22 protein-coding genes and 1 tRNA gene are annotated in these 26,125 nt (G+C 72.5%); 5 read left to right on the forward strand and 18 right to left on the reverse strand.

Annotated features, from left to right (window positions below; genetic code table 11):
- Positions 1–30: 30 nt before the first annotated feature.
- From NR111_RS13345 to NR111_RS13355, 3 genes are read right to left on the reverse strand one after another with little or no spacing between them, the layout of a single operon-like run.
- Entirely contained in the window at positions 31–1,254 is a 1,224-nt protein-coding gene (locus NR111_RS13345) for a CaiB/BaiF CoA-transferase family protein (protein WP_120284722.1), read from the reverse strand.
- 3 nt (positions 1,255–1,257) lie between these two features.
- Positions 1,258–2,376 (reverse strand): acyl-CoA dehydrogenase family protein, encoded by a 1,119-nt coding sequence (locus NR111_RS13350; RefSeq protein ID WP_120284724.1) that lies wholly within the window; start codon positions 2,374–2,376, stop codon positions 1,258–1,260.
- Complete coding sequence (locus tag NR111_RS13355; RefSeq protein WP_120284726.1) at positions 2,373–3,539, reverse strand: acyl-CoA dehydrogenase family protein; 1,167 nt, start codon at positions 3,537–3,539, stop codon at positions 2,373–2,375. The genes NR111_RS13350 and NR111_RS13355 overlap by 4 nt, the downstream gene beginning before the upstream one ends.
- Positions 3,540–3,788: 249 nt before the next feature.
- On the opposite strand from NR111_RS13355, the gene NR111_RS13360 reads away from it, so the two are divergent.
- Positions 3,789–4,487 (forward strand): IclR family transcriptional regulator, encoded by a 699-nt coding sequence (locus NR111_RS13360; protein ID WP_120285184.1) that lies wholly within the window; start codon positions 3,789–3,791, stop codon positions 4,485–4,487.
- Between the two features lie 54 nt (positions 4,488–4,541).
- Here the strand turns inward: NR111_RS13360 and NR111_RS13365 are convergent, their stop codons facing one another.
- The 3 genes from NR111_RS13365 to NR111_RS13375 all read right to left on the reverse strand — a co-directional run bounded on the left by NR111_RS13365 (position 4,542) and on the right by NR111_RS13375 (position 6,930).
- Positions 4,542–5,345 (reverse strand): crotonase/enoyl-CoA hydratase family protein, encoded by an 804-nt coding sequence (locus tag NR111_RS13365; protein WP_120284728.1) that lies wholly within the window; start codon positions 5,343–5,345, stop codon positions 4,542–4,544.
- A gap of 219 nt (positions 5,346–5,564) precedes the next feature.
- Positions 5,565–5,640 (reverse strand) — tRNA-Thr (locus tag NR111_RS13370).
- A 75-nt stretch (positions 5,641–5,715) separates the two neighbouring features.
- The gene (locus NR111_RS13375; RefSeq protein ID WP_256821061.1) at positions 5,716–6,930 is read right to left on the reverse strand and encodes a DNA polymerase III subunit delta'; all 1,215 of its coding nucleotides are present in this window, start codon (positions 6,928–6,930) and stop codon (positions 5,716–5,718) included.
- A gap of 73 nt (positions 6,931–7,003) precedes the next feature.
- On the opposite strand from NR111_RS13375, the gene NR111_RS13380 reads away from it, so the two are divergent.
- Positions 7,004–8,575 carry an adenylate/guanylate cyclase domain-containing protein gene (locus NR111_RS13380; RefSeq protein ID WP_067711467.1) on the forward strand — a complete coding sequence of 524 codons (1,572 nt, stop codon included), beginning with the start codon at positions 7,004–7,006 and terminating at the stop codon, positions 8,573–8,575.
- A gap of 9 nt (positions 8,576–8,584) precedes the next feature.
- Here NR111_RS13380 and topA read toward each other — a convergent pair whose 3' ends face one another.
- A complete protein-coding gene (gene topA, locus NR111_RS13385; RefSeq protein WP_256821062.1) occupies positions 8,585–11,563 on the reverse strand; it encodes a type I DNA topoisomerase in 2,979 nt (992 codons plus the stop codon).
- A 135-nt stretch (positions 11,564–11,698) separates the two neighbouring features.
- Entirely contained in the window at positions 11,699–13,405 is a 1,707-nt protein-coding gene (locus NR111_RS13390; RefSeq protein ID WP_256821063.1) for an alpha/beta fold hydrolase, read from the reverse strand.
- A 244-nt stretch (positions 13,406–13,649) separates the two neighbouring features.
- Between NR111_RS13390 and NR111_RS13395 the strand changes: the two genes are divergently transcribed.
- Both NR111_RS13395 and NR111_RS13400 read left to right on the forward strand, forming a co-directional pair.
- Positions 13,650–15,653 (forward strand): 2-oxoacid:acceptor oxidoreductase subunit alpha, encoded by a 2,004-nt coding sequence (locus tag NR111_RS13395; RefSeq protein WP_256821064.1) that lies wholly within the window; start codon positions 13,650–13,652, stop codon positions 15,651–15,653.
- Between the two features lie 24 nt (positions 15,654–15,677).
- Positions 15,678–16,748, forward strand: a complete 1,071-nt coding sequence (locus tag NR111_RS13400; RefSeq protein ID WP_069388588.1) for a 2-oxoacid:ferredoxin oxidoreductase subunit beta — start codon at positions 15,678–15,680, stop codon at positions 16,746–16,748.
- A 67-nt stretch (positions 16,749–16,815) separates the two neighbouring features.
- Here NR111_RS13400 and NR111_RS13405 read toward each other — a convergent pair whose 3' ends face one another.
- The 3 genes from NR111_RS13405 to NR111_RS13415 form a co-directional block, all read right to left on the reverse strand.
- Positions 16,816–17,601 carry an NRDE family protein gene (locus NR111_RS13405; protein WP_256821065.1) on the reverse strand — a complete coding sequence of 262 codons (786 nt, stop codon included), beginning with the start codon at positions 17,599–17,601 and terminating at the stop codon, positions 16,816–16,818.
- 78 nt (positions 17,602–17,679) lie between these two features.
- On the reverse strand, positions 17,680–18,267 hold the full coding sequence (locus tag NR111_RS13410) for a hypothetical protein (RefSeq protein WP_067712074.1): 588 nt from the start codon (positions 18,265–18,267) through the stop codon (positions 17,680–17,682).
- Between the two features lie 88 nt (positions 18,268–18,355).
- Entirely contained in the window at positions 18,356–18,559 is a 204-nt protein-coding gene (locus NR111_RS13415; protein ID WP_067711447.1) for a cold-shock protein, read from the reverse strand.
- 198 nt (positions 18,560–18,757) lie between these two features.
- Between NR111_RS13415 and NR111_RS13420 the strand changes: the two genes are divergently transcribed.
- Positions 18,758–21,130, forward strand: a complete 2,373-nt coding sequence (locus NR111_RS13420; protein WP_256821066.1) for a DEAD/DEAH box helicase — start codon at positions 18,758–18,760, stop codon at positions 21,128–21,130.
- Between the two features lie 4 nt (positions 21,131–21,134).
- Here the strand turns inward: NR111_RS13420 and NR111_RS13425 are convergent, their stop codons facing one another.
- The 7 genes from NR111_RS13425 to NR111_RS13455 all read right to left on the reverse strand — a co-directional run bounded on the left by NR111_RS13425 (position 21,135) and on the right by NR111_RS13455 (position 25,952).
- Positions 21,135–21,503 (reverse strand): Rv3654c family TadE-like protein, encoded by a 369-nt coding sequence (locus NR111_RS13425; protein ID WP_346010019.1) that lies wholly within the window; start codon positions 21,501–21,503, stop codon positions 21,135–21,137.
- A gap of 32 nt (positions 21,504–21,535) precedes the next feature.
- Complete coding sequence (locus tag NR111_RS13430; RefSeq protein WP_256821067.1) at positions 21,536–21,895, reverse strand: TadE family type IV pilus minor pilin; 360 nt, start codon at positions 21,893–21,895, stop codon at positions 21,536–21,538.
- Positions 21,895–22,167, reverse strand: a complete 273-nt coding sequence (locus NR111_RS13435; RefSeq protein WP_374210732.1) for a DUF4244 domain-containing protein — start codon at positions 22,165–22,167, stop codon at positions 21,895–21,897. Before NR111_RS13435 ends, NR111_RS13430 begins: the two co-directional genes overlap by 1 nt.
- 69 nt (positions 22,168–22,236) lie before the next feature.
- Positions 22,237–22,899, reverse strand: coding sequence for a type II secretion system F family protein (locus tag NR111_RS13440; protein ID WP_256821068.1), 663 nt, complete (start codon positions 22,897–22,899; stop codon positions 22,237–22,239).
- On the reverse strand, positions 22,896–23,768 hold the full coding sequence (locus NR111_RS13445) for a type II secretion system F family protein (protein ID WP_256821069.1): 873 nt from the start codon (positions 23,766–23,768) through the stop codon (positions 22,896–22,898). The genes NR111_RS13440 and NR111_RS13445 overlap by 4 nt, the downstream gene beginning before the upstream one ends.
- On the reverse strand, positions 23,765–24,949 hold the full coding sequence (locus NR111_RS13450; RefSeq protein ID WP_256821070.1) for a TadA family conjugal transfer-associated ATPase: 1,185 nt from the start codon (positions 24,947–24,949) through the stop codon (positions 23,765–23,767). Before NR111_RS13450 ends, NR111_RS13445 begins: the two co-directional genes overlap by 4 nt.
- Positions 24,939–25,952: a chromosome partitioning protein gene (locus tag NR111_RS13455; RefSeq protein WP_256821071.1), complete on the reverse strand. Its 1,014-nt coding sequence runs from the start codon at positions 25,950–25,952 to the stop codon at positions 24,939–24,941. The genes NR111_RS13450 and NR111_RS13455 overlap by 11 nt, the downstream gene beginning before the upstream one ends.
- Positions 25,953–26,125: the final 173 nt, after the last annotated feature.

A 26,125-nucleotide genomic window follows, 5' to 3' on the forward strand; every position in this document is an offset into this window, starting at 1 on the left:
TCGCGGCCCGTGGCGCGCGGTGCGGCGGGGTCAGGAACGGTCGTCCGCGCCGCTCACCACGTCCGCCTCCCGTAGGCGGGCCACCTCGGCCGGGCCGATCCCGAACCCGGCCAGCACCGCATCGGTGTCCGCTCCGCGGGGGCGCGGTCCGAAGCGTACGGATCCGGGCGTGTCGGACAAGGTGACGGGGATCCCGACACCGCGGTATCCCTCCCGCTCGACCACCATGCCCCGATGCATGACCTGCGGCATCGCGAGCGCCTCCCCCACATCGTTGACCGCGCCGGAGGGAACCCCCGCCGAACGGAGGCGGTCCGCCAGGTCGGCGCGATCGATGCCGCCGACGAGCTCCCCGAGGAGCGACCGGAGTTCTCCGGCGTGCGCGAGACGGTCCGAGTTGGTGAGGAACCGCGGATCCTCGGCCAGTGCGCGTTCACCCAGCGCGACGGCGAGGGAGCGGAACTGCCCGTCGTTGCCCGCGCCGATGAAGAAGGGGCCGTCTGAGCAGGTGAAGGTCTCGTAGGGGCAGATCGTCGGGTGGGCGACGCCTGTCCTGGCCGGGGGCTCGCCCGTGGCGAACCACTTCCCGGCGTGTGGGTGCAGGATCGACACGGCGTTATCGAGCAGGGCGAGGTCGACGAGCTGCCCGCGCCCGGTGGTTTCTCTGACGTGCAACGCCATGAGGATGCCGGTCATCGCGTTGAGGCTGGTGACGATGTCCACCAGGGGGATACCAATGCGCATGGCCGGCCCGTCGGGCTCCCCGTTGATGCTCATGAGCCCCGACAGCGCCTGGAGGACGGCGTCATAACCGGGTGCGCCGCCCAGCGGACCGTCGACGCCGTACCCGGTGATGCGGCAGTGGACCAGGCGGGGGAACCGCACGGCGAGCTCGGCGTCGCCGAATCCCCACGCTTCCAGGGTCCCGGCTTTGAAGTTCTCGATGACGACGTCCGCCTCCGCGAGCATCCTCGCCAGGAGTGACTGCCCCTCCTCACTGCGCAGGTCGATGCTGATGTTCCGCTTGTTGCGGTTCAGACCGTCGAAGTAGGCGCTGTGGTCCTCCCGCACGAACGGCGGACCCCAGCCCCGGGTCTCGTCCCCGCCCGGTGGCTCCACCTTGACGACATCAGCACCGTGGTCGGCGAGCATCTGACCACACAGAGGTCCGGCCAGGACCCGGGACAGGTCCACGACACGGATGTCGGTGAGAGCCCCGGTCCGCGGCGTATCCGCGTACGGCGTGGCGGCCACGACTCAGGGGCCCGTCACACGGTCGAGCCAACCGGCGGCCGCACCCTCGACCCGAGCGCCCTCGACGACCATGGGCCATGCCCCGTCCATCCCGCCCGCGAGTGCGACGTCGGTGAGTCGGCTCTCCCAGAACGCCGCGGAGCCGAACTCACCGCGCCACTGCAGAGCGGGCAGGGTGAGGCGGTGCAAGGTGTGCTCGTGCGTGGTGCCGATGGCGCCGTGCACCTGATGGGTGTTGCGCACGGCGACGGCGACGGTCTGCGAGGCCACGCTGCGGGCCACGGCCACGCGGAATCCCGACAGCGGCCCCCCGAGGTCGGTGTCGAGCGCGTCGGCGACCGCTTGGTCGACCGCCGCGCGGGCGAGGACGGTCTCGGCCGCGATGTCGACGACGAGGTTCTGCACCGACTGGAACTCGGCCAGCGCCCGACCGAACTGGTTGCGCTCGGTGCTGTGGGCGATCGCCGCGTCGAGCATCCCCTCGGCGGCGCCCACGGACTGGACGGCCCGGGCGAGGGCGCCTCGGAGCACCGCCGCTTCGACGGGAGCGGCGTCGACCGGGGTCCACGCGGCGTCGTCGGGCGCGCTGAGGTCGCCCAGTGCCACCGCGGAGGTCCCGTCGACGGGTGTGACCGCCGCCCGGTCGGTCGGGATGTCCGCGACCTCGAAGCGGGGTCGCCCGTCGTCGTCGGCGGCGGACCGGCGTACGAACAGCACGGAATCGGTGGCCCCGGCCCAGGCCACGCGCCGGGCGCGGGAGTCGGACCCGAGGACGGCGAGGGTCGCCGTCCCCGGGGCGGAGTCGTCCAGGCCGACCGCGCGGCGCAGCGGCCCGACGACGAGGTCGGTCTCCGCATACGGGACCGCGACCCCGGCGGCGGCGGCCAATCTCAGCAGCGTGGCGGCCTCCGCCCAGCCCGCCCCGCTGCCCCCGGTCTCCTCCGGGCCGGTGAGCCGACCGATCCCCACCTCGGACAGGGCCCGCCACACCGCAGTCGCGTCGGGGTCGACGGTGGGCCCGGAGAACTGCGCCAGGACACCCGCCATCATCGACTCGAGGTCCTCGTCAACGGCCAGGTCGACGGCCTCGATGGTCCGGTCGGAAGCGGTGCGCCCGTTCATCTCATCCCCATTCCCCGCGCGATCACGCCGCGCAGAATCTCGTTGGTCCCGCCGCGCAGCGTGAAGCCGGGGCGTTGATGGAGTCCGGCACGGAGCAGATCCGTGAGTTCGGACGCGGCCGCGTCCGCCTCGCCCGGCGCGAACTCGTCGCCGAGCCTGGCGGAGACCACGTCGACGATGTCGCCCTCGGTGGTGGTTCCGAGGAGCTTGACCAGTGCCGCGGCGTTGTCGGCGGGCTCGCCGCGCTGCAGCGCCCCGGCGATGTTCTGGCTCAGGGCGTGAAGCCCCGCCATCCGCGCGACCGAGCGGCCGAGGTCGGTGCGGGCGGGCAATGTCCCCTCGGCGATCGCGCCGATCTCGGCGGCGAACAGGCGGAAAGAGGAGAGGAACCGCTCGGGGCCGCTGCGCTCGAAGGCCAGCTCGGAATTGACCTGCTCCCAGCCCCGGCCCAGGGAACCGAACACGCGGGCATCGGGGACGAACACCTCGTCGAGCACGACCTCGTTGAAGTGGTGGTCGCCGGACAGGGAGACGATCGGGCGGATGGTGACGCCCTCGCTGCGCAGGTCGACGATGAACTGGCTCAGCCCCGCGTGCCGGTGGGCGGTGTCCAGCGGCTCGGTGCGGGCGAGGGCGATGAACGCCTCCGCGTGCTGGGCACCGGAGGTCCACACCTTGGTGCCGGAGACGGCCCAGCCGCCGTCGACCCTCACACCCTTCGTCCGCACACTGGCCAGATCGGAACCCGAGTCCGGTTCACTCATCCCGATGCCGAAACAGCACTCTCCCGCCGCGATGCGCGGCAGGTACTCGCGCTTTTGCTCCTCTGTGCCGTACCGCAGGAGCGAGGGGGCGATCTGCCGATCGGCGACCCACTGCGCGGCCACGGGCGCCCCGACAGCGAGGAGTTCCTCGGTGACGACGAAGCGCTCCAGGTGCGTGCGTCCTCGGCCGCCGTACTCGGTGGGGATCGCCATGCCGACCCAGCCGCGCTCGGCGAGACGACGGGTGAAGTCCTCGTCCCACCGGGTCAGCCAGGTGTCGATCCACGGCGTGAGACGGCCGGCGGCGATCTCGCCGCCGAGGAAGTCGCGGACCTCCGCCCGTAGGGCGTCCATGTCCGCCGACGCCAGGGTGGTCGGTGGTGCGAGTGCGGACCTCATCGGGCCTCCTCGAAGGGGATTGGGGTGTCGGCTGCCGGATCGGGGCCGAAGGGTGACCCGGACCACGTGTTCGAGAATCGCACGGTCGGCGCTTTTACGCAATAGGGGATTCCACTACGCTCTCTCGTATTCGCCCGGTCGTCCCGCAGGGGCGGATAGTCTTACCCCATGACGCAAGCGGACGTGGGAGGCGACGGGGCGGTGGACGTGCCCCGCATGGACAAGGTCCCCGAGCGTCCCCGGCACCGGATGGTCGACCGGGTCGCGGCGATCATGGAACTCGTCGCCCGATCGGGATCCGGCCTGACGCTCACCGCGGTGGCAAAAGCGCTCGAGGCCCCGATCAGCTCCACGCAGGGCCTGCTCAACGGGCTCGTGGCGGTGGGATACCTCGACGAGCGCAACCGCGTATACACCCTGGGTACGGCACCGTATCTACTCAACGTCATCGCTGGTCGCCCGCCCGTGACGTCCGTGTCGCGGGACCAGCTCCTGGCCCTGCACGCGGAGACAGGGCTCACCACCGCCCTGTCGACCGATGTCGGTGACGACTTGTTCTACGTGGACCACGTCTCCAACGACCCGCACTATTCGTACATCGCGGAGAACCGCCTGCGGCGTTCACTGCTGCGGACCTCGTCCGGCTGGCTCTTGCTCGCCGACCGCGAGAAGCGCGACATCTGGGCCTACCTCAACGCCCGCCCGTCCGCGGAATCCGAGTTCGTGGACAGGTTTCTCGATTCCCTGGAGGAACTCCGCGAGACCGGGGTGTGTACCGCCCCCGGCGTGGCGGTCGACGGCGGGGACGGCGTCTCAGTCGCCCTGCGCGAGAGGGGCCGCACGATCGCGACCGTGGGGGTCATCGCCGCGCGCGACCTCATCGTCGAACGCAGCGAGGAACTGGCCCGCATCTGCCTCCGCCACGCGACGGAATGGGGCCTGCGCTGAGCCTGGTCGCATGTCGGAGCCAGACCCAGCCCCGGCCCGGCCGAGAGACGGAGATCAGCGACCTGTGTACTCGCCGGCGCGCTTGTCCCCGAACGCCGCGAGCGCCTCGCGGTGATCCTCGGCGTGGTGCGCCAGCGCCTGCATCGCCGCCGACAGCTCGAGGAGCGACTCGAGCGACTGGTGCTGTGACTCGCGGAGCAGCTTCTTGGCCATGCGCACCGAGTGCGGTGGATTCTTGGCCACCCGCGCGGCGAGAGTGTGGGCCGCCTCCAGCAGCTGATCGGGTTCCACGACCTCGTTCACCAGCCCCCACGCGGCGGCCTGCTCGGCCTTGACCCGGTCGCCGGTGAGCGCCATCTCGGCCGCCCGCGCCGGGCCGATCGCCTTGGTCAGCAGCCATGCACCGCCGTCGCCCGGGATGATCCCCAGCTGGACGAAGCTCTCCGCGAACCACGCCCTCGTCGACGCCACCCGCAGGTCGCACATCACGGCGAGGTCGCATCCCGCACCGACGGCCGGCCCGTTCACCGCGGCGACCACCGGCACCTCGCAGTGATACAGGGCGCGCGGGATCCGCTGGATACCCCGGCGGTACCCGTCACGCAGTTCATACGGGCTGCCGCCGAACATCCCCGCTCTGTCCACCATGTCCTTGACGTTCCCGCCGGCGGAGAACGCGGAACCGGCACCCGTCAGGACCACGGCCCGGACGTCATGATCCCCGTTGACCGTGGCGACCTGATCACACAGCGCGTCGACGATCGCCGGATCGGAGATGGGATTCCGGGAGTCCGGCAGGTTCATCGTCCACGTCTCGATGTGGTCCGCTCGCTCGACGAGCAGGGGCGCAGTGGTCATGGGAGTCCTTTGATCGAGGGGCGAACAGCCGACGATATGCAACTACGTAAACTGTTACCTGACAGTAGCGAGTGATCGTCGTCACCGTCAATGATCGCGAGCGCAGGACATTCGGGCGGGACCCGGGAGCCAGGCATCATGTCGCCCCCGGGAAGCGGACCGGACGACAGAAAACCCCGGACCTGGGAGGGCGGGGGTTGACAGCGTTCGGCGTTCCGATGGAGCCGCGTGTCGGAATCGAACCGACGACCTTTTCATTACGAGTGAAATGCTCTACCGACTGAGCTAACGCGGCGAGCCCTTGTGGGGCGACGCAACTATATCCGACGGACCCCCGTCGCCGGAAAACGACCCGCCCCCGGCCCGGTTGTCAGCCCAGTGCCTCGCGGATCGCGCCCACCATGGCGGACACCGCGAACTTGGGTTTGACGTTGACCTCGATCGCCGCCCGGCACTCCTGGATCGCCTCGATCGCCCGGAGGATCGCCGCGGCCGGGTAGTGGCCACCGAGCCTCGCGGCCTCCTCCGCCTTGTCCGGATGGGCCGGGTCGACCTCGCGGGCGCCGAGCGCCGACATGAGCGCATCCCGGTAGAACCCCGCCAGGTCGACCAGCGCGAGGTCCAGTGAGTCGCGGGTGGACCGGGTCCGTCGCGACTTCTGGGCCTTCTCGAGCTCCTTGACCGCGCCCGTCGCGCCCCGCCCTGCCGACGCGGTGCCCTTGCCGGTTCCGCCCGCCCCCAGCGCGGTGCGCAGCTCCTCGACCTCGCGCTCGTCGGATTCACTGTTGCGGGCCAACGCCTCCTGCTCCGCGGCGCTGACGAGCCGGTCCGCGAGAGGGAACGCCCGGCCGGGATTGTGCATGACCATGGGCAGCTGGAGGACGACATCCCGCCGCTCCCGGGTCGCCTCGTCGGTCGCCAGCCACCGGGCACGACCCACGTGGCCCGAGGAGACCGACGCCGCCCACCGGGCCAGATCGGGGTCTATCGGGTCCCCGCCGGCGAGCAGCGCACGCTCGACCGCCGCCGCGTCCGGCTGACGCAGCGCGACGTTCCGCGAGCGCGAACGCAGGGTCACCATGATGTCCATCGGGTCGGTGGTCGGCGAGCACAGAAGGAACACGGTCCGACTGGGCGGCTCCTCCACCACCTTGAGCAGGGCGTTCCCGGACTGCTCGGTGAGTCTGTCCGCCTCCTCGACCACCACGATCTGCCAGCGCCCGGTGCCGGGGCGGCTCGCCGCGCGGTGGATGGTCTCCTTGACGTCCTTGAGCAGGATGTTGACGCCCTGCGGGGCGAGCAGGTGCACGTCCGCGTGGGTGCCGGCCAACACCGTGTGGCACGCGCGGCACTCCCCGCAGCCCACCACGTCCGGGTCCTCACACTGCAGAGCGGCGGCGAACGCCATGGCCGCCACGCTGCGGCCGCTACCCGGCGGACCGGTGAACAGCCAGGCGTGGACCATCCGGGCGTCCGAGGCATCCCACCCCTGTCCCGGCACGCGGGCACGAGCAGCCGTGGCGGCAGCGGTCAGCTCCGCCACGACGTCGGCCTGTCCGGCCAACCGATCGAACACCCCGGGCATGGCCCCCACCTTATCCCCGCCCACCGACACACCTGCGTTCCCGGCATCACCGGCGCGAACTAGGCTTGGGCCGATGGAACGATGGGTCAGGTTGTTCAGGTGGCTGTGGGCCACCCCCTGGCCCGTCTATGCCCTGACGATGGTGCAGGCGAACATCATCGGCGCGGTCTTCGTGTTCTCGTTCCTGCGCTTCGTCCTGCCGATGGACCGGTTCCTCGACCTCGACCAGTTCCGCTTCCTCAACCAGTACCTGTTCATCGGCTATCTCGTGTTGGCCTTCGTCGGCGGCGTCATCGCCTCGACGCTGCTCCTCCTGCCCGTGTTGCGGGTCGACCGGTCGGGGGCGGACTTCGACGGCGCGATCCGCCGGCGCACCCTGCGCCTACCGTTCCACCAGGCGCTCATCTCCGGCGCCATGTGGGTGACCGGGACGCTGCTGTTCGTCGCCGTCAACGTGGGCCACTCCCCCAGGTTGGCTCTCATCGTGGCGGTGACCAGCCTGCTCGGCGGCAGCACCACCTGCCTGATCTCCTACCTGCAGGCCGAGCGGATCATGCGACCGATCACGGTCCGCGCCCTGTCCAGGGGGGTGCCGGAGAGCCGCCATGTCCCCGGCGTGCGTCGCCGCATCTTCCTCGGCTGGTCACTGACCACGGTCATCCCCATCGCCGGCATCCTGCTCATCCTCACCGGACACTGGTTCGGCCTGTTCGGCGACGACCCCGGTCTGATCCTCGTCGCCCTCGCGGTGCTGGCGAGTGTCGCCGTGATCGCCGGCGCGATCGGCATGGGGCTGGTCTCGGACTCGATCGCCGACCCGGTGCGCGAGATGCAGGCGGGCGTCAGTCGCGTCAAGCAGGGCGATCTCGAGACCCGCGTGACGATCTACGACAGCTCGGAGATCGGCCAGCTCGCCCAGGGGTTCAACGAGATGGTCACCGGCCTGCAGGAACGCGAGGCCATCCAGGACCTCTTCGGTCGCTACGTGGGCGAGGACGTCGCACGCAACGCGCTCGAGCGGGGCACCGAACTGGGCGGGCAGGAGCGCCAGGTCGCGGTGCTGTTCGTCGACCTCACCGGTTCGACGGAGTTCGCTGCGGCCCACGAGCCGGCCGAGGTGGTCTCCGTGCTCAACGACTTCTTCCGGATCGCCGTCGAATCCGTCGACACCAACGGCGGGTACATCAACAAGTTCCAGGGCGACGCCCTGCTCGCGGTCTTCGGGGCGCCGCTGGAGGTGGACAACGAGGCCGGCCGTGCGCTGCGGGCCGCGCGTGCACTGCAGAGCAGACTCGCCGACCTGGCCCCGCTCACGGCGGGGATCGGCGTCTCCTACGGCACCGTCATCGCCGGACACATCGGCCACGCCAAGCGGTTCGAGTACACGGTCATCGGCGACCCGGTCAACGAGGCCGCCCGCCTCACCACGCTGGCCAAGATGGAGCAGGGACACGTTCTGGCGTCGGCGGCCACGATCCACCGGGCCGACGCACCCGAGGCGGCCAGGTGGGTGCTGGGCCGCAGCGTCGAACTGCGCGGCCGGGGCATCATGACCCAGCTCGCCCGACCCCTGCGCCCCACCCTCGCGGACCGGTGGCAGGCCGGCTCCGTGGCGTTGCGCCCGGCCGACGACCCGGCGCGCTGACCGCGGGCCTCAGCGGCGCGACGCCGCCGTCTTCTTCGCGGGCGACTTGCGGGCCGGGGCCTTCTTCGCGGGGGCCTTCTTCGGCGGCGACTTGGCGCGCCGCTCGGAGAGCAACTCGGAGGCGCGCGCGTCGGTGAGGCTCTCCACCGTGTCGCCCTTGCGGAGCGAGGCGTTGGACTCGCCGTCGGTCACGTACGGGCCGAAGCGGCCGTCCTTGACCAGCATCTGCTTGCCGGAGACCTCGTCGACCCCCATCTCCCGCAGGGCCTTGGGGGCGGCGGCCTGCCGGCCCCGACGCTTGGGCTCGGAGTAGATCTTCACCGCGTCCTCGAGCGTCACCGTGAACACCGCGTCCTCGGAGTCGAGCGTCCGTGAGTCGGTGCCCTTCTTGAGGTACGGCCCGTAGCGACCGAGCTGGGCGGTGATCTCCTCGCCACTCGTGGGGTCCACACCCACCACGCGGGGCAGCGACAGGAGCTTGAGCGCGTCCTCCAGCGTGACCGTCGCCGGCTCCATGGACTGCATCAACGACCCGGTCCGGGGCTTCGGCCCGGTGGGGCTGTCGGCCTCCTTCTTCGCCCGGCGGGTCACGGCGGCCTTGGCCTTGGTCGCGGCCTTCTTGGCCTCGGCCTTGGCGTCGTCGTCCTTCGCGGCGGCGATCGCGGCGTCGCGCTCGGCGTCGATCCGCTTCTTCTCCGCATCCGCGTCGGCGAGCACCTTCTTGGCCCAGACCGCCTTCTCGGCGTCGGTGGCCTCGGGGAGCTTCTCGGTGACGTAGGGGCCGTAGCGCCCGTCCTTGACGACGATCTCGTGCCCGGTCTCGGGGTCCACGCCCAGCGGGCGACCGTCCTGGGGGGTCGAGAAGAGCTTCTCGGCCACCTCGAGCGTGAGCTCGTCCGGGCTCATCCCCTCGGGCAGGTTGGCCCGCTGGGACTCCTCGGCGCCGTCCTCGCCTGCGACCATGCGCTCGAGATACGGACCGTAGCGACCGACCCGGACGTGCACCGGGCGGCCCTCGGAGTCGTCGAACACCCTGATCGAGTTGATGCTGCGGGCGTCGATCGCCTCGAGGTTGACGTCGACGAGGTTCTTCAGCCCCACGGCGTAGTTGGCCTTGTCCTCGTCGCCGGAGCCCTCGGCTGCACCGAAGTAGAAGCGCCGAAGCCAGTCGTCGCGGTTCTCGCGGCCCTCGGCGATCGCGTCGAGTTCGTCCTCCATCAGCGAGGTGAAGTCGTAGTCGACGAGCCGGCCGAAGTTCTGCTCCAACAGCCCGACCACGGCGAACGCGACCCAGCTGGGGACCAGCGCGTTGCCGCGGACGTAGACGTATCCCCGGTCCTGGATGGTGCGGATGATGCTGGCGTAGGTCGACGGGCGGCCGATGCCCATCTCCTCCATCGCCTTGACCAGGCTCGCCTCGGTGTAGCGGGCGGGTGGGCTGGTGGTGTGCCCGTCGGGGACCAGGTCGGTGCCGGTGAGCTGCTGTCCCTCGTCGAGGCGGGGCAGGCGCCGCTCGGCGTCGTCCGCCATCTGCTTCTCCGAGCCCTCGGCCGGGTCATCGGTCGCCTCGACGTAGGCCTTGAGGAAGCCGGGGAACGTGATGGTGCGGCCCGAGGCGGCGAAGGTGGCGCGCTCGTAGCCGGAGGCGTTGTCGCCGGCGTCACCGCTGATGCGGATGCTGACGGTCGTGCCGCGCGCGTCGGCCATCTGGGAGGCGACCGTGCGCTGCCAGATGAGCTCGTAGAGCCGGTATTCCTCGGCGTCGAGGGCACTGTGGAGCTGCCCGGGGGTGGCGAAGGTCTCGCCGGCGGGCCGGATGGCCTCGTGGGCCTCCTGCGAGTTCTTGACCTTCCGGGTGTACTGCCTCGGCGTGGGTGAGACGTAGTCGCTGCCGTACAGCTCCGTGGCCTGCGCGCGGGCGGCTGCGATGCCGCCCTCGGACAGGGTCGTGGAGTCGGTACGCATGTAGGTGATGTAGCCGTTCTCGTACAGTCGCTGCGCGATCCGCATGGTGCGCTCGGACGTGTACCGCAGTTTGCGGCCGGCCTCCTGCTGGAGGGTGGAGGTCATGAACGGCGCGTAGGGGCGCCGTGTGTACGGCTTGGACTCGACGGAGTCGACGACGAAGTCGGCTCCGGTCAGCGCGGCGGCCAGCGCCCGGGCCGCCGGTTCGGCGAGGACGACGGAGTCCTTGGCCGCGCCGGTGGACTTCAGACGCCCGTCCTGGCCGAAGTCGCGGCCCTGCGCGACCCGGGCGCCGTCGACGGCGGAGAGGCGGGCGGTGAAGCTGCGGGGTTCACCGGCGTCCCCGCCGGCGGATCCCTTCGTTGCCAGGGTCGCGGTGATGTCCCAGTAGTCCGCGGCGACGAACGCCATGCGCTCGCGCTCACGCTCGACGATCACGCGGGTGGCCACCGACTGCACGCGGCCGGCGGACAGCCGCGGCATGACCTTCTTCCACAGCACCGGGGAGACCTCGTAGCCGTAGAGACGGTCGAGGATCCGGCGGGTCTCCTGGGCGTCGACGAGGTCGGTGTCGAGCTCGCGCGTGTTCTCGGCGGCGGCGAGGATGGCGGGCTTGGTGATCTCGTGGAACACCATCCGCTTGACCGGGACCTTGGGTTTGAGGACCTCGAGCAGGTGCCAGGCGATCGCCTCGCCCTCACGGTCGGGGTCTGTCGCCAGCAGGAGCTGGTCCACGCCGGCGAGTTCCTTCTTGAGCTCGGCGACCTTCTTCTTCTTGTCGGCGCTGACGACGTAGATGGGTTCGAAGTCGTCGTCCGGGTTCACCCCGAGCCGCGCCCACGGCTCCTTCTTGTACTTGGTCGGGATGTCGGCCGCGCCCTTGGGCAGGTCGCGGATGTGTCCGACCGACGCCTCGACCACGTAGTCGGACCCCAGGTAGGGCTGGATCTTGCGTGCCTTGGTGGCGGACTCGACGATCACCAGGCTCCGCTTGCCGCCCGATGCTGCCTTCTTGCTCGCCACTGGAGTGCTCCCAACCTGCGCTGATTCCGTCGTCGACGCCCTTCACCGACCACCGGTCCCGGCTACGGTACGCGTGCCGGGGCCCTTCTATAGGAATTCATACCAGGCGGGATGCCCTCCACGAGAACCGTCGAGTCACCCCTCCGGCACCCACGGTGGGCTTCCCGGCGCGGGGCGCGGGGTGTCCAGATACTGCCCGGGTTCCGCCTGACCGGTCTCGAGATACCGCAGGACGATCTCGTCGACCGCCTCGTTGCCGGTGTCGAAATGGCAGTGCACGGTGCCCCGGATCCGGACGAGCGTGCCTCCCGTCGCGTCGGCGGTGGTCGGACCGAACATGCCCGGAGTGTTGGGGTCGTGGTCGGCCTGGAGGATCAGCGGCGGCGCGGCCATCTCGCGTGCCTCGATGCGCGGCGGGACCGCCGAGGGCGGGTAGAGGCAGTATCGGGTCTGCTCGGTCAACGCCCACACGTCCTCGCCGGTGCTACCCGCCGGGTCGCTGCTGCCGATCAGGGCCGGGGCCGCCAGGTTCGTCCGGGGCGGCGCGGTCTCGTTGCAGTTGATGATCTTCAGGTAGGTGGCCTGGTCGGACGTCACCGGGGGCCGGCCGGTGCGCTCCTCGGCCTCCTCCTCGATCCGCTCGTCCAGCTCCTCCGGTGTCTCGACGTCGGGCGCCGTGCCGTGCACCTTCGCCGAGATCGCCCAGGCGATGTCGGGCCAGGCGTCGGGGGACCGGCTGTAGAAGTCGAGGACCCGGAAGTAGCCCACGGCGTCGTCCGGCGTCGAGTCGAACCCGCCGGTGGACGCGACGGCGGCGTTCTCCGCCCGCACCGACCCGGTGTTGAGGGCGTCGAGGGAGCCCGCCGCCAGCGATCCGGTGGGAACCGACCCCGGGGCGTCATCGCCCGGCACGGCGGGGGGCGGAAGGAACCGGCCCGCGGCCGCCCCCTCCGACAGGTCGAGCTCGTGGATCCGCCGGTACACCTTCAGGGCGGTGTCCCCCAACGCGTAGACGTCGTCGTACTCGGCGATCCACGCGAGGACGTAGTCGCGCGCCCGGTGCCGATTCTCCGCCTGCCGCTGGTGGAACTCGTACCACCACGTCTCGGACGGTCCGACCGAGGAGTCCAGCACCATCCGGTCGAGGCTCTGCGGGAACAGGGTCTGGTACATCATCCCGATCGCGGTGCCGTAGGAGTACCCGAGGAAGGAGATGCGCTCCAGGCCCATGCGTTCGCGGACCACCTCGTGGTCGCGCACGACGTTCTCCGTGGTGATGGACCGCACGAACTCCGGGTCGGTGGCCATGCACCGCGCGGCCAGCTCGTTGAGGTCGTCGTCGTCGTCGGGGTCGGAACGGTCCGGGGCCTCCACCTCCGGCCCGGGGAGACACTCGAGCGCGCCCGATCCCGCCAGGCCCCGGGGCTGCACGATCACCAGATCGTGGGTGCGACGGATCTCGTCGACGGCGGAGTCGTCGTCCCTGTCGAGTGCGGTGTACCAGAGGGTGCGGGCGTCGCCTCCCGGCCCGCCGGGGTTGGAGAACAGTGCCCCCTGACGGTCGCCCGTGGCGGTGATCCTGCGGACCTCGATCCCCACGGTGCGACCGTCGGGGTCGGTGTGGTCGACGGGGACCGTGACGGAGGCGCACAGGACGTCGGGGCGGGGCAGGCGGTGGAGGACGTCGGCCGCCGACTCCGCGGGGCACGGGGTCCAGGTCACGACGTCAACCCCGGTCAGGGTGGAGGTGGGTGCGGGCGTGGCCGGGGCGACGGGTGGTAGTACGACGACGACGAGGGCTGCGGTCGCGGACGCGACCAGGCGTCGTGAGAAGTGGGGCATGATGACGAGTTTTTCATCTCCGCTGCGTTCCGGGGGGTTTTCCTGCGGGGGGACCGCCCGACTGGCAGCAATAGACAGATCGGTCTAGGGTGAGGGAAGAAGCCACGTCGCCGAACTGGAACCTGTTACAGTCCCGGTCACACGGTCGTGGCCGCGGGCTGCGCCGGAATCGGCGTACCGTCGAGGGCTGAACGGGAGCCGCGACAAGCCTCGATTCATCACGACTTTCTGGAGGTCAGCACCGGTGGGCAACGCGTCCAAGACCAAGCTGGACAAGGTGGTCATCCGCATCGCGGGTGACTCGGGCGACGGCATGCAGCTCGCCGGTGACCAGTTCACCTCCGAGGCCGCTGCCTTTGGCAACGACCTGGCGACCCAGCCCAACTACCCCGCCGAGATCCGGGCCCCACAGGGCACGATCCACGGGGTCTCGAGCTTCCAGATCCAGATCGCGGACTACGACATCCTCACCGCCGGTGACCGTCCCGACGTGCTGGTGGCGATGAACCCGGCGGCGCTCAAGGCGAACATCGAGGACCTGCCCTCCGGCGGAATCCTCATCGTCAACTCCGACGAGTTCACCAAGCGCAACCTCACCAAGGTCGGGTACGAGTCCAACCCCCTCGGGTCGCCGGCCTTCGAGGCGTTCCAGGTGCACGAGGTCGCGATGAGCACCCTGACGATCGGTGCCGTCGAGTCGGTCGACCTCGGCAAGAAGGACGCCGAGCGCTGCAAGAACATGTTCGCCCTGGGGCTGCTCACGTGGATGTACGGGCGCACGGTCGACTCGATCGAGAACTTCCTCAAGGACAAGTTCGGCAAGAAGCCGACCATTCTCGAGGCCAACATCCTCGCCCTGCACGCGGGCTGGAACTACGGCGAGACCACCGAGGCCTTCGCCTCGGAGTACGAGATCGCCCCGGCCAAGCTGCCCGAGGGCCGCTACCGTCAGGTCACCGGCAACACGGCGATGGCCTACGGCCTGGTCACCGCGGGCCGGTCCGCCGACATGCCCGTCTTCCTGGGCACCTACCCCATCACCCCGGCCTCGGACATCCTGCACGAGCTGAGCAAGCTCAAGCAGTTCGACGTCACGACCTTCCAGGCCGAGGACGAGATCGCCGGCGTCGCCGCGGCACTGGGCGCCTCCTACGGCGGAACCCTCGGGGTCACGTCCACCTCCGGTCCCGGTCTGGCCCTCAAGTCCGAGGCCATCGGCCTGGCCGTGATGACCGAGCTGCCGCTGGTGGTCATCGACGTCCAGCGTGGCGGCCCCTCGACGGGCCTGCCGACCAAGACCGAGCAGTCCGACCTGCTGCAGGCCCTGTTCGGCCGCAACGGCGAGTCCCCCGTCGCGGTGATCGCCCCGCAGTCCCCCGCGGACTGCTTCGAGATCGCCCGCGAGGCGGCCCGGATCGCGGTCACCTACCGCACCCCGGTCATCGTGCTGTCCGACGGCGCGATCGCCAACGGCTCCGAGCCGTGGCTGCTGCCCGACGTCGCCGCCCTGCCGGCGATCGAGAAGAACCTCGCCACGGCACCCGAGGCCGAGGGCGAGGGCGACGACGGCAAGCCCGCCTCCGAGTACCTCCCCTACGCCCGTGACCCGGAGACCCTGGCGCGCGACTGGGCCATCCCGGGCGAGCCCGGCCTCGAGCACCGCATCGGCGGACTGGAAAAGGCCAACGGCACCGGCAACATCTCCTACACCGCCGACAACCACGACCTCATGACCCGGACCAGGGCCCTGAAGATCGCCCTCATCGACGTGCCCGACCTCGAGGTCGACGACCCGTCCGGTGAGGCCGACGTCCTGGTGGTGGGCTGGGGTTCGTCCTACGGGCCCATCGGCGAGGCCGTCCGCCGCGCCCGCGCGAACGGCCACCGCGTGGCCCGTGCCCACGTGCGTCACCTCAACCCGCTGCCGCACAACATCGGTGAGGTGCTCGAGCAGTACCGCCGGATCCTGGTCCCGGAGATGAACCTGGGACAGCTCGCCATGCTGCTCAAGGCCCGCTTCCCCGCCGACATCCAGCCCATCACCAAGGTGCACGGTATGGCGTTCTCGGCCGAGGAGCTGCAGACCGCCATCGAGTCCGAGTTCGCCGGCCGCCTCACCCACACCGAGCACGACAAGTACCGCCTGGCGCTCGACGGGGTCATCACCACCACCGGCGAGCCCGCGGCCCGCAACCGGCGGATCGGGCACACCGCCACCGGCACCACCACCGCCAACCGAACCCGCTGACCTGCGAGCGAGGAGAGGAACCCCATGACCACCACCGAATCCGGCCTCGTCGGCAGCGCACTGCCGCTCGACGCGTTGGCGTCCGTGCCCAAGACGGATGCTCCGCAGAAGCCCAAGGACTACACCTCCGACCAGGAGGTGCGCTGGTGCCCCGGCTGCGGCGACTACGTCATCCTGGCCACCATCCGCGCCCTGCTGCCCAAGCTCGGGCTCAAGCGGGAGAACATCACCTTCATCTCCGGCATCGGCTGCTCGAGCCGTTTCCCGTACTACCTCGAGACGTACGGGATGCACTCGATCCACGGCCGCGCCCCGGCCATCGCGACCGGCCTGGCCACCGCACGCCCCGACCAGTCGGTCTGGGTCGTCACCGGTGACGGCGACGCCATGTCCATCGGCGGCAACCACCTGATCCACACGCTGCGCCGCAACGTGAACCTGAACATCCTCATGTTCAACAACCGGATCTACGGGCTGACCAAGGGCCAGTACTCGCCCACCTCCGAGCCCGGCAAGGTCACCAAGTCCAGCCCGATGGGGTCGCTGGACCACCCGTTCAACACCCTGTCGCTGGCGATCGGCGCCCAGGGCACCTTCATCGCCCGCGCCCTGGACTCGGACCGCAAGGGCCTGACCGAGGTCCTCGACGCGGCCGCACGCCACCGCGGCACGAGCTTCGTGGAGATCCTGCAGGACTGCCCGATCTTCAACGACGGTTCCTTCGACCTGCTCCGCAAGGAGGACGCCGGCGACCACCTGATCCCGGTGCGCCACGGCGAGAAGATCATCTTCGGTGACGACGGCCAGCACTGCGTCGTGCGCCGCGGTTTCTCCCTCGCGGTGGCCGCGACCGCCGACGTGGACGAGGCCGACATCGTCGTCCACGACGCCCACGCCGACGACCCGACCTACGCCCACGCCCTGGCCAACCTGTCCAGCCAGGACCTCGAGTACACGGTCACCGGCATCATCCGGCAGGTCCGCCGCGACACCTACGACGACCTCGCCCGCGGCCAGGTCGCCGCCGCCAAGGAGACCTCACCCACGGACCTGCAGGCACTGCTCGACGGCAGCAACACCTGGACCGTCGGCTAGGACCGAAGGCACCACCCGCGCCGCGTCAGCGGCGTCGGAACAACCGTCCACGGGGACGGTCACCGGCTCAGATGCGCCTGGTGACCGTCCCCGTGATGCGTCCTCGGGCGTCCCACGTGCGCTCGACCACGTCGGCCACCCCGTGCTGGTCGATGCGCACGGCGGTGGTCGACCGGGTGCCGTACCGCCGGCCGATGCGGACGAACCTCGACGACAGCCGCCACTCGTGCGTCAGCGGCACGCCCGTGCGCGGCATCGTCCACGGTGCCGCCGGGCGACGATCGGCCAACACGTCCAGCAGCGTCCCGGACCAGTCCGGGCCCGTCATGACGTCGGTGCCCATGAGCGCTCTGACGTCGCGGACCGCGCCCACCACCTTGGGCCAGGGGGTGTCCAACGAGGCGTTCGACAGCCCGTGGACGCCGGTGCCGAGCGCCACCGGGCCGCGGGTGGAGCGGTTGGACGCCCACCACATCCGGTCGAGGTCGCCGGCCAGGAGGTTGACGCCCCCGTAGCGATCGAGGTCGTCGACGACGTGGTGGGCGAACTCCGCGACGGGCACCGGCCCGGTGAGCGCGTCGATGGGCAGCTCGCCGCGGGAGGCGGCTGCGGGGAGCACCGGTCCGGGCTCGCGCACGTTGGTCACCGCCGAGAACCGACCGCCCGGGGCCACCGCGAGCCAGGTCCCGCCCGCGGTGACGTCCCGGCCGGCGACGATGCCGCCTGCTCCACCGGCGTCGGCTGTCCACTCGTGCAACGGCTCGGTGGGCCGGCTCAGGACCTCGTCCCGGTTGGCCACCACGATCAGCGGGTAGTGGGGGTGGACCCGACGGGCGACGACCAGCATGCACATACCCCCACGGTACTTCGGGCGGCGTCCGCGCAGCGCAGGGCCGACGTCCGGCGCGACGGCGCCAACTATGAGGTCCAGCTAGCCGGGCCAGTGCTGCGGCGGGACCCCGGCGGGCGCGGGCCCGATGCTCTGCGCCAGACGCGTGCGAGCCCGGGCCGTCCCGAGCCGCAGCAGCGGCCCGCCACCCTTGGAGCCGACGTAGGTGGTCCGGATTCCGACGCGGTCCAGCGCCGCGCGCAGGGCGTCCCGTCGAGGCGCATGGTGTTCCATCGCGGCGTCGATGCCCAGCTCGACCGCTCCCCCGTCGGTGACGTGGCCGGCGGTGAGCACCCAGACGCGCAGCGCACCGGCGGAGGGCGTCCACCCCTCGGGCACCGCGGTGACCGCGCCCCGCCGCCAGCGGCGCACCACCGGTACCAGGGCCGGGGTCCGCGCGGTCGACACCGTGCAGCGGCCGTCCGGGCCCGCCTCCGAGCGGATCGGATCGAGTCCCGCCTCCGCCAGGAGGGACTCCAGCGCGTCCGCCCGCCAGGCCGCGTCGAGGGCCACAGAGACCTGCGCGAGCTCGCCGGCGAGGGTGGACTGACCCCGGGCGGCCAGCGCCCCCTCCAGGTCCGAGGGCTCGGGGACGTGGTCGTCCGCGGCGAAGAACGACAGCTGCGTCACGGACCAGAGCCTACGGTCGACCCCCGACACATCGCGAGGCCCCCACCGCGCGTGCGGTGGGGGCCTCGCCGTGATCGAGCGGAGCGCCTCAGATGGCGCGGACCTCCTGGGCCTGCGGCCCCTTCTGGCCCTCGCCGACCTCGAACTCGACGCGCTGGTTCTCCTCGAGCGACTTGAAGCCCGAGCCCTCGATGGAGGAGTAGTGGACGAAGAGGTCGGCCGAACCGTCCTCAGGGGCGATGAAACCGTAGCCCTTCTCCGCGTTGAACCACTTGACGGTGCCCTGTGCCATTTTGATGTGTTCCTTATCCGTACTGCCAGGTGCGACTCGCGGGATGGCCACGCGTGTCGGGCCGGCGCCCCCGACCACGGGGTTCCCGTGGACGATGGTGACGACCGGGTCCAGTACATCACGACCGCGGCGCGAGGAGAACAGATCCGGGGCAGGCCGATCCGGCGCACGGGGTGATCAGCCCTCTACGGTCGAGGGGTGACGACCTACGGACGCGAACTCCTCGGCCACCTGCTCGAGCAGCTGCCGGCCGGGGCGTCGCCTCTCACGCACGCCGTCGACCTGCCGGCGCGCGAGGCCCGGCACGCCGACTGGCCGGCCTGGGCGCACCCCGGTCTGGTGGACGAGCTGCGTGGCCGCGGGGTCGAGCGCCCGTGGGCCCACCAGGTGGCCACCGCCGAGCACGCGCACGCGGGCCGGAACGTGGTGGTCGCGACGGGGACGGCGTCCGGCAAGTCCCTCGGCTACCAGCTGCCCGCACTCAGCGCGCTCGCCGCGGACCCGGGCGCCTGCGTGCTCTACCTGGCCCCGACCAAGGCACTCGGGCAGGACCAGCTGTCGTCCGTCATCTCGCTGGTGGACGCCGTGCCCGAGCTCTCCCACGTGGCACCTGCGTCCTACGACGGCGACACCCCGACCGACGCCCGGCCGTGGATCCGGGAGAATTCCCGGTGGATCGTCACCAATCCCGACATGCTCCACCTGTCACTTCTCGGCCGGGCCCGCCAGTGGACACGGATCCTGCGGGGGCTCCGCTTCGTCGTCGTCGACGAGTGTCACTCCTACCGGGGGGTGTTCGGCTCCAACGTCGCCCTGGTCCTGCGCCGGCTCGACCGTCTCGCGCGGGCGCTCGGCGCCGCACCGACCTACGTCCTGGCCTCCGCCACCACCTCCGACGCCGGCGTCGCCGCGACCACGCTGGTCGGGCGCGAGTGCGTGGAGGTCACCGAGGACGCCTCCCCGCAGGGCGGACGGACCGTCGCACTGTGGGAGCCACCGCTGATGGAGGGCCTGTCCGGGGAGCACGGCGCGCCGGTCCGGCGGCCCGCCCCGGTCGAGGCCTCGACCCTCATGGCCTCCCTCGTCGCGGAGGGTGCGCGGACCTTGACCTTCGTCCGGTCGCGGGCCGGTGCCGAGTCGACCGCGTTGCGGGCCCGCGAGCGGCTCGCCTCCGAGCACGGGGAACGCGGCCGCGAGCTGGCCGGACGGATCGCCGCCTACCGTGCCGGCTACCTGGCCGACGACCGCCGCGAACTAGAACGCGGCCTCGCCGAGGGCGAGCTGGTGGGCGTGGCCTCGACCTCGGCGCTCGAACTGGGCGTGGACATCTCCGGGCTCGACGCCGTGGTCAGCGCCGGCTTCCCGGGCACGATCGCCTCGTTCTGGCAGCAGGCCGGCCGCGCCGGACGCCGAGGACAGGGCGCCCTGGTGATGCTGGTCGCGCGCGACGACCCGCTCGACACCTACCTCGTCCACCACCCCGACGCGCTGCTCGGCCGCCCGGTCGAGGCCACCGTCACCGACCCGCGCAACCCCGTCCTGCTGGCCGGGCAGCTCAGGTGCGCCGTGAGCGAGCGGCCCATGCCGCACGACGAGGCCCGCGCGTGGGGTGCGACCGACGTGCTGGAACGGCTCGCCGCCGACGGGTTGGTGCGGCGCCGACCGGCCGGCTGGTACCCGGCCGCCGACGACCACACCCCGCACGCCGAGGTCGACATTCGCGGCACCGGCGGGGCGGAGGTGGTGATCGTGGACGCGGTCGACGGCCGCATGCTCGGCACGATCGACTCCGTCCGGGCCCGCTCCCAGGTCCACCCGGGAGCGCTCTACCTGCACCAGGGTGAGTCGTTCGTCGTGGACGAGCTGAACCTCGAGGACGGCCTGGCACTGTGCCACCCCGAGGTGCCGGAGTGGACGTCCAGCGCACGTGAGCAGGTGTCGATCGACCTGGTCGAGACCCTGGAGTCGGTACCCGCCGGTCCCGTCACCCTCTCGCTGGCCGACGTGGAGGTGACCACCCGCGTGACCGGCTACCAGCGGCGGCTGCGTGGCGGCGAGATCCTCGACGTCACCCCACTGGACCTGCCCGAGACCACACTGGCCACGCGCGCCGTGGTCTACACGCTCACCCCGCAGTTGCTGCGGGTCGCCGGGCTGGAGGAGGCGGACTGGCCGGGGGCGCTGCACGCGGCCGAGCACGCGGCGATCGGGCTGCTGCCGCTGGTCGCGACGTGCGACCGCTGGGACATCGGCGGCGTGTCGACCGCCCTGCACCCGGACACCGGGCTGCCCACGGTGTTCGTCTACGACGGCTACTCCGGCGGGGCGGGCTTCGCCGAACGCGGGTTCCGGCGCGCCTCCGCATGGCTCGGCGCGACGCTGGCCGCGATCCGCTCCTGCGAATGCGAATCCGGGTGCCCGTCCTGCATCCAGTCCCCCAAGTGCGGCAACGGCAACGACCCACTGTCCAAGCCGGGCGCGATCGCGCTGCTCACCGAGGTTGTGGGACAGCTGGGTGACGTGGGTGCCGGGGAGCCCGCGCCGGCCGGGCCCGCCGCCGGTCCCCGCTGACCCGTCAGGCCGGCCCCGCCCGGGCCACCGCCGAGCCCGACCGCACGCCGAACACCCCGAGATCCACGCGCACCTCGGCGCGGGCCACGACGTCGTGGCCGTCGACCCGGCAGACCGACAACTCCGCACTGTTGGCGGCCGCGATCCCGGCCGCCGCGGCACACGCGTCCTGCCCCGCGCGCAGGGCGTGCGCGCCGGCCAACGCGGCCAGGTCCGCGGCGGCCCGGGCCGCATGCGCGGCCACCGCGGCCCGTCCCACCAGGAGAACCGCCACCGTCAGTGCCAGAACCGCGGCGACGGCGAAGGCGGTCATGACGGTCATGGCGCCCTCGTCGTCGTCGACCACCCGCCGCCACCCCGGCGAACGGGGCACGGCCGCACCGGATCGGTCAGGTACGAGTCGCGTCATCCCACCACCCCCGGCTCGGTCCGCGCGACCGCCCGGCCACGGAGCTCCACACCGGGCAGGCCCCGCGCCGGGACCACGACCACGGCCGTGACGAACGACCCGCCGCCGTCCACCGACACCTCCGCCCCGGGAGCCACCGCCCGTCCGGCCGCGACCCCGTCGCCCGGGCCCGCCATCGCCGCCACCCGGGCGGCCTCCCGCGCCGCGTCGACCACCCGGATCTGAGTGAGCGCCGCGCCGGCCCCGGCGGCGGCGACGCCGAACACCGCCACCAGGGAGGCGATGCCGAGGGCCGCCTCCACGGTCACCGACCCCTCGTCGCGGGCCGACGCGGTCCGGAGCCGCCGCAGCACCATCACACCGAGGTGTTGAGGGCCTGTTCGATGATCCCGCTGAGCGCGTCGGGAATCGAGTCGCCGCTGACCACGGTGTAGAGCACTGCGCCGAACGCGGCGGCGGCGATCGTCCCCACGGCGTATTCGACCGTCGACATGCCGGCGTCCGGGGTGGTCACGGCACTGAACCGTCGGGCCAGGGCGGCACGGGCCCGGGCTATCGGCGCGCCGGAGACCGCTGGCGTGCGGGCGGCGTTCCGGGCGATGGGGTGGGTGGTGAGGTGGGTGTTCATCTGGGTTCTCCTTCTTCGGTGACCGGGGCGGCGTCTCCGTCCCGGAATCGGTGTGGCCGGCGAGTCCGCTCACGGCAGGACTCCCGGCAGCATCCCGTCGGCCAGGCCCACGACGACGGGGAGGACTCCCAGGCAGACGAACGCCGGGAGGAAGCACAGGCCGAGCGGGCCGGCGACCATGACGGCGGCCCGCTCGGCCCGGGCGGTGGCGTCGGCATCCGCCTCGGAGCGCAACCGGTCGGCGGCGTGTCCGAGCGCGGCCAGTACCGACCCGCCCCCGTCGGTCGCGCGGGCCAGAACCGGCGCGATCGGGGCCAGCCGGGCGGCGTCCGGGACCTCCCGCCACGCCTCGGCCGGTGCGGCCCCCAGCCGCATCCGCGCCGCGGCCGCCCGCAACGGACGCGCCGACGCGGGCTCGGAGTGGTCGACGGCGTCGGCGACCGCGGCCAGTGCGTCGGGCACGGGCAGACCGGACTGCAACGCAACCGCCAGCAGGTCGACCAGCTGGGCCAGGGCTCCGGTGTCGGCGCTGGTGGGGCCGCGGCGCGTGATCGTGGCCAGGGCGCGGGCGGTCGCCTTCGAGGGGAGCCTGCCGCCGGGTCGATCGCTGTCGCGCGTCCGGGGTGTCGATCCCTCGGCACCGACCGGGAGGGCGTCCGCCCTGACGGCGGCCCGCGGGCGCCACGGCGCCACGCACAGCGCGGCGGCGAGCAGGAGGACGGTCGCGGTCATCGGGCGGCACCGCCCGCGATGCGGTCGGTCCACAGCAGTCCGGCCGACAGCAGGACCGCCCCTGCCAGGCACAACCCGCCGCCCAGCGCGCCGTTGCCCAGTACCCCCAGCGGGTCGGCGCCGAAGCCGGAGCCCAGGAGCACGCCCAGTCCGGGGAGCGCGGTGAGGATGACGGAGGTGGCTCGGGGTCCGGCGAGGGTGGCGTCCACGCGCAGCGCCCGCTGCCGCCGCGAGGCCACGTCGGCCCGCAGTCCGTCCACGACGTCGGCCAGCACCACCCCGTGTCGGGTGGCGAGGAGCCAGGCGCCGGCGAGCTCCCCGGCGACCCGGTCCCCGTCCGGGCCGTCGCCGTCCGATCCGTCGCCTCCGGCGGGGCGCAGGGCTGCCGCGACGTCGCCGCCCAGGCGGGCGTGCGACCCCGCCGCGGCGAGGATCCCGGCCACCCGCGGGTCGTGCGCGGCCGCGGCGTCGGCGGCCTGCCCGAGGGCGCCTCCCGGCCCGGCACCGGCGCGCAGGGCCGAGGAGGTGTCGTCGAGCGCGCGCTCCCACGCCCCCAGTCGCGAGAGACGCTGTCGGCGTTCGGTGGCCCGCCCGTGCAGGTCGGCCGCGGTGCCGCCCAGCACGGCGGCCGCGCAGGCGTGGATCGGGCCCGCCGCCACGAGCGCCACGGTGCCCGCGGCGACGGGCCACAGCACGCCGGTCGGCACCTGCGCGAGGGCGTACCGCAGCCGGGCCACGCCCGCGCCGCCCGCCTGCCCCGCACCACCGGGATGCCGCGCACCGCCGACCCCGAGCGCGCGTACCCGGCCGGCCGCGATCCCGCCCGGCCACACCAGTAGCGCGGCGGCGAGGAGCACCGCGGCCGTCATGAGACCCTCGCCCCGAGCACCGCGTCCAGGCCCGCGCGGCCGGGAACCGCCCCACCGTCGGCGCGCCAGGCCGGGTCCACGACGATCCCGTGCGCCTCGCGCCGCACCACCCCGATGGAGTCGACGCCCCGCCGCCCGTCGGGCAGCCGGCGCATCCCCACCACCACCCGCAGGGACGCCGCGACCTGTGCGGACAGGGCCGCCCTGTCGAGTCCGCCCAGCGCGCCGAGCGCCTCCAGCCGGGCGGGCAGCTCCGTGGGCGAGTTGGCGTGGACGGTGCCGGCGCTGCCGTCGTGGCCGGTGTTCAGCGCGGCCAGCAGGTCGGCGACCTCGCCGCCACGCACCTCCCCCACCGCGATCCGGTCCGGTCGCATGCGCAGTGCCTGCCGGACCAGGTCGGCCATGGTCACCTGTCCGGCGCCCTCGACGTTGCCGTGCCGCACCACCAGTCGCACCACGTGCGGGTGCGCGGGCCGCAGCTCGGGGGAATCCTCGACGCACAGCAGCCGCTCGGTCGCCGGGACCAGCCCCAACAGCGCCGCGAGCATGGTGGTCTTTCCGGAGCCGGTGCCACCCACCACGAGGTAGCCCACCCGGGCGTCGACGAGCCCCCGCAGCAGCGGCTCCGCGGAGGCATGCACCGTCCCCGCCTCCACCAACCGGTCGAAGGTCACCTGGGCCGGACGCGACACGCGCAGCGACAGGCAGGTCCCGTCCACGGCCACCGGCGGCAGCACCGCGTGCAGTCGCCACGCCATCCCGTCGCGGGAGCGGACCACGCCGTCGGCCCAGGGTCGGGCGTCGTCGAGTCGCTGACCCGCCCGCCCGGCAAGGCGGACCGCGAGCGCCCGCAGCTCGGCCTCGGTGGGTACGACGACGTCCGTCTCCTCCAGGCCGCGTCCGCGGTCCACCAGTGCCGGCCCCGGCCCGTCGACCACGACGTCGGTGACGCCGGGGCTCGCGAGAAGCGCCTCGAGCGGCCCGGCCCCGGCCAGGTGCTCGCGGACCAATCGCGCTGTCCGCAGCAGGTCCAGGTGGCCGTGCAGCACCCCGGACTCGGCCCGCACCGCGCGGACCACCTCGTCCGGCTCGGGCTCCACGCCCAGGCCGGCGAGCCGCGCGCGCACCCTGTCGACGAGGTCGGCCGGCGGTGCGACCACCGCCGAATCGTCACCGTTCATCGAGGTCCACCCGCTCCAGCAAGGCGTCGGCGAGCGCGGCCAGCCGTCGCACCCGGCCCGCCCGTCCGCGATGGAGCGCGGCCGCCAGCTCACCGGCGCCCGCCGCACGGCGGACCGCCCGGATCTCCGGCAGGACGTGCCAGTTCCTCGCCCCGGCCACGTCGGCGACGTCGGCGGCGTGCAGGGGGTCGCCGCGTCCGGTCCTGATGACCAGGACCACGCCCGGGTGGTCGCGCACCGCGTTCCCGGCGGCGACAGCGCCCTGGAGGTCGGCCCTGGTGACGACGACGACGAGGTCCGCACCGGCGAACACCGGCCCGCCGTCGGCGAGCCCACCGCGATCGCTCACCACGAGTCCCCCGGCCGACCGGTGGGCCTGCTCCGCTCCCGGGGCGCCGTCGAGGGCGCGGACAGGGTCGGCCACGACCGGTCCACTCCTGGACCGCGCCAGGACGCCGAGTCCGGGAAGGGCCTCGGGGACCGCACCCCACAGGGCCTCCGGATCAGGTCCGCCCAGGTCGGCGCGCACGTCCTCGACCCGTAGCCCGGGCCGCTCCTCGACGCCCAGCACCAGATCGACGCCGGTGCCGTGCGGGTCCGCCTCGACCAGCAGGGTCCGGAGAGACGGCGCAGCCCGAACCGCCAGCGCCGCCGCGAGGGTGCTGGCCCCGCAGCCGCCCACCGCGCCGGCGACCACGATCAGCGGGCCCGACCGCGTACGCACCGGTGCGAGCAGCGCACCCACGAGATCGCCGGTGCCGGACGGCAGGCGGACCACCTCGTCGTCGTCGCCCCGATCGCGGTCGGATCCCACCCGCACGACGCGTGAACCACCGGAACTCACGGCGGCGTCCGCGCGATCGGTGACCACCACCTCGGAGTGGTTCCCGCCCAGGGGGCCCGTGTCCAGGGCGAGGGCGGCCAGCACGGCGCGCACGTCGGCGTCCAGATCGGGGTCGGCGACGTCCACCGCGACGGACCGCGCTCTCGTAGTCGTGTTCACGAGGCTCAGCCTCGCGCACCCACCCGCCCTCCGGCCGCTCCGCGAAGGCTCACGGCGGTCCGCCTGTGGAGGGGGACGGGGCTGTGGACAACGTGCCGCGGAGTACGCCGCGCGGTGAGTTCGCCGCGCGGGGGGTTCGACGCGCGGGGGGTCGCCTGTCGCCTGTCCGGCCC

Source organism: Dietzia sp. Die43 (genome assembly GCF_024519835.1).
GTDB lineage: Bacteria > Actinomycetota > Actinomycetes > Mycobacteriales > Mycobacteriaceae > Dietzia > Dietzia kunjamensis.

Bases quoted from the DNA above. Each gene is read 5' to 3' on its own strand.
- NR111_RS13445 (WP_256821069.1), bottom strand. From the start codon at position 23,768: ATGACGGCCGCGGTGCTCCTCGCCGCCGCGCTACTGGTGTGGCCGGGC.
- NR111_RS13405 (WP_256821065.1), bottom strand. From the start codon at position 17,601: ATGTGCATGCTGGTCGTCGCCCGTCGGGTCCACCCCCACTACCCGCTG.
- NR111_RS13430 (WP_256821067.1), bottom strand. From the start codon at position 21,895: ATGGTGCTGCGGCGGCTCCGGACCGCGTCGGCCCGCGACGAGGGGTCG.
- NR111_RS13400 (WP_069388588.1), top strand. From the start codon at position 15,678: ATGACCACCACCGAATCCGGCCTCGTCGGCAGCGCACTGCCGCTCGAC.
- NR111_RS13450 (WP_256821070.1), bottom strand. From the start codon at position 24,949: ATGAACGGTGACGATTCGGCGGTGGTCGCACCGCCGGCCGACCTCGTC.
- NR111_RS13435 (WP_374210732.1), bottom strand. From the start codon at position 22,167: ATGAACACCCACCTCACCACCCACCCCATCGCCCGGAACGCCGCCCGC.
- NR111_RS13415 (WP_067711447.1), bottom strand. From the start codon at position 18,559: ATGGCACAGGGCACCGTCAAGTGGTTCAACGCGGAGAAGGGCTACGGT.
- NR111_RS13375 (WP_256821061.1), bottom strand. From the start codon at position 6,930: ATGCCCGGGGTGTTCGATCGGTTGGCCGGACAGGCCGACGTCGTGGCG.
- NR111_RS13360 (WP_120285184.1), top strand. From the start codon at position 3,789: ATGGTCGACCGGGTCGCGGCGATCATGGAACTCGTCGCCCGATCGGGA.
- NR111_RS13440 (WP_256821068.1), bottom strand. From the start codon at position 22,899: ATGACCGCGACCGTCCTCCTGCTCGCCGCCGCGCTGTGCGTGGCGCCG.
- NR111_RS13350 (WP_120284724.1), bottom strand. From the start codon at position 2,376: ATGAACGGGCGCACCGCTTCCGACCGGACCATCGAGGCCGTCGACCTG.
- NR111_RS13390 (WP_256821063.1), bottom strand. From the start codon at position 13,405: ATGCCCCACTTCTCACGACGCCTGGTCGCGTCCGCGACCGCAGCCCTC.
- NR111_RS13365 (WP_120284728.1), bottom strand. From the start codon at position 5,345: ATGACCACTGCGCCCCTGCTCGTCGAGCGAGCGGACCACATCGAGACG.
- NR111_RS13355 (WP_120284726.1), bottom strand. From the start codon at position 3,539: ATGAGGTCCGCACTCGCACCACCGACCACCCTGGCGTCGGCGGACATG.
- NR111_RS13380 (WP_067711467.1), top strand. From the start codon at position 7,004: ATGGAACGATGGGTCAGGTTGTTCAGGTGGCTGTGGGCCACCCCCTGG.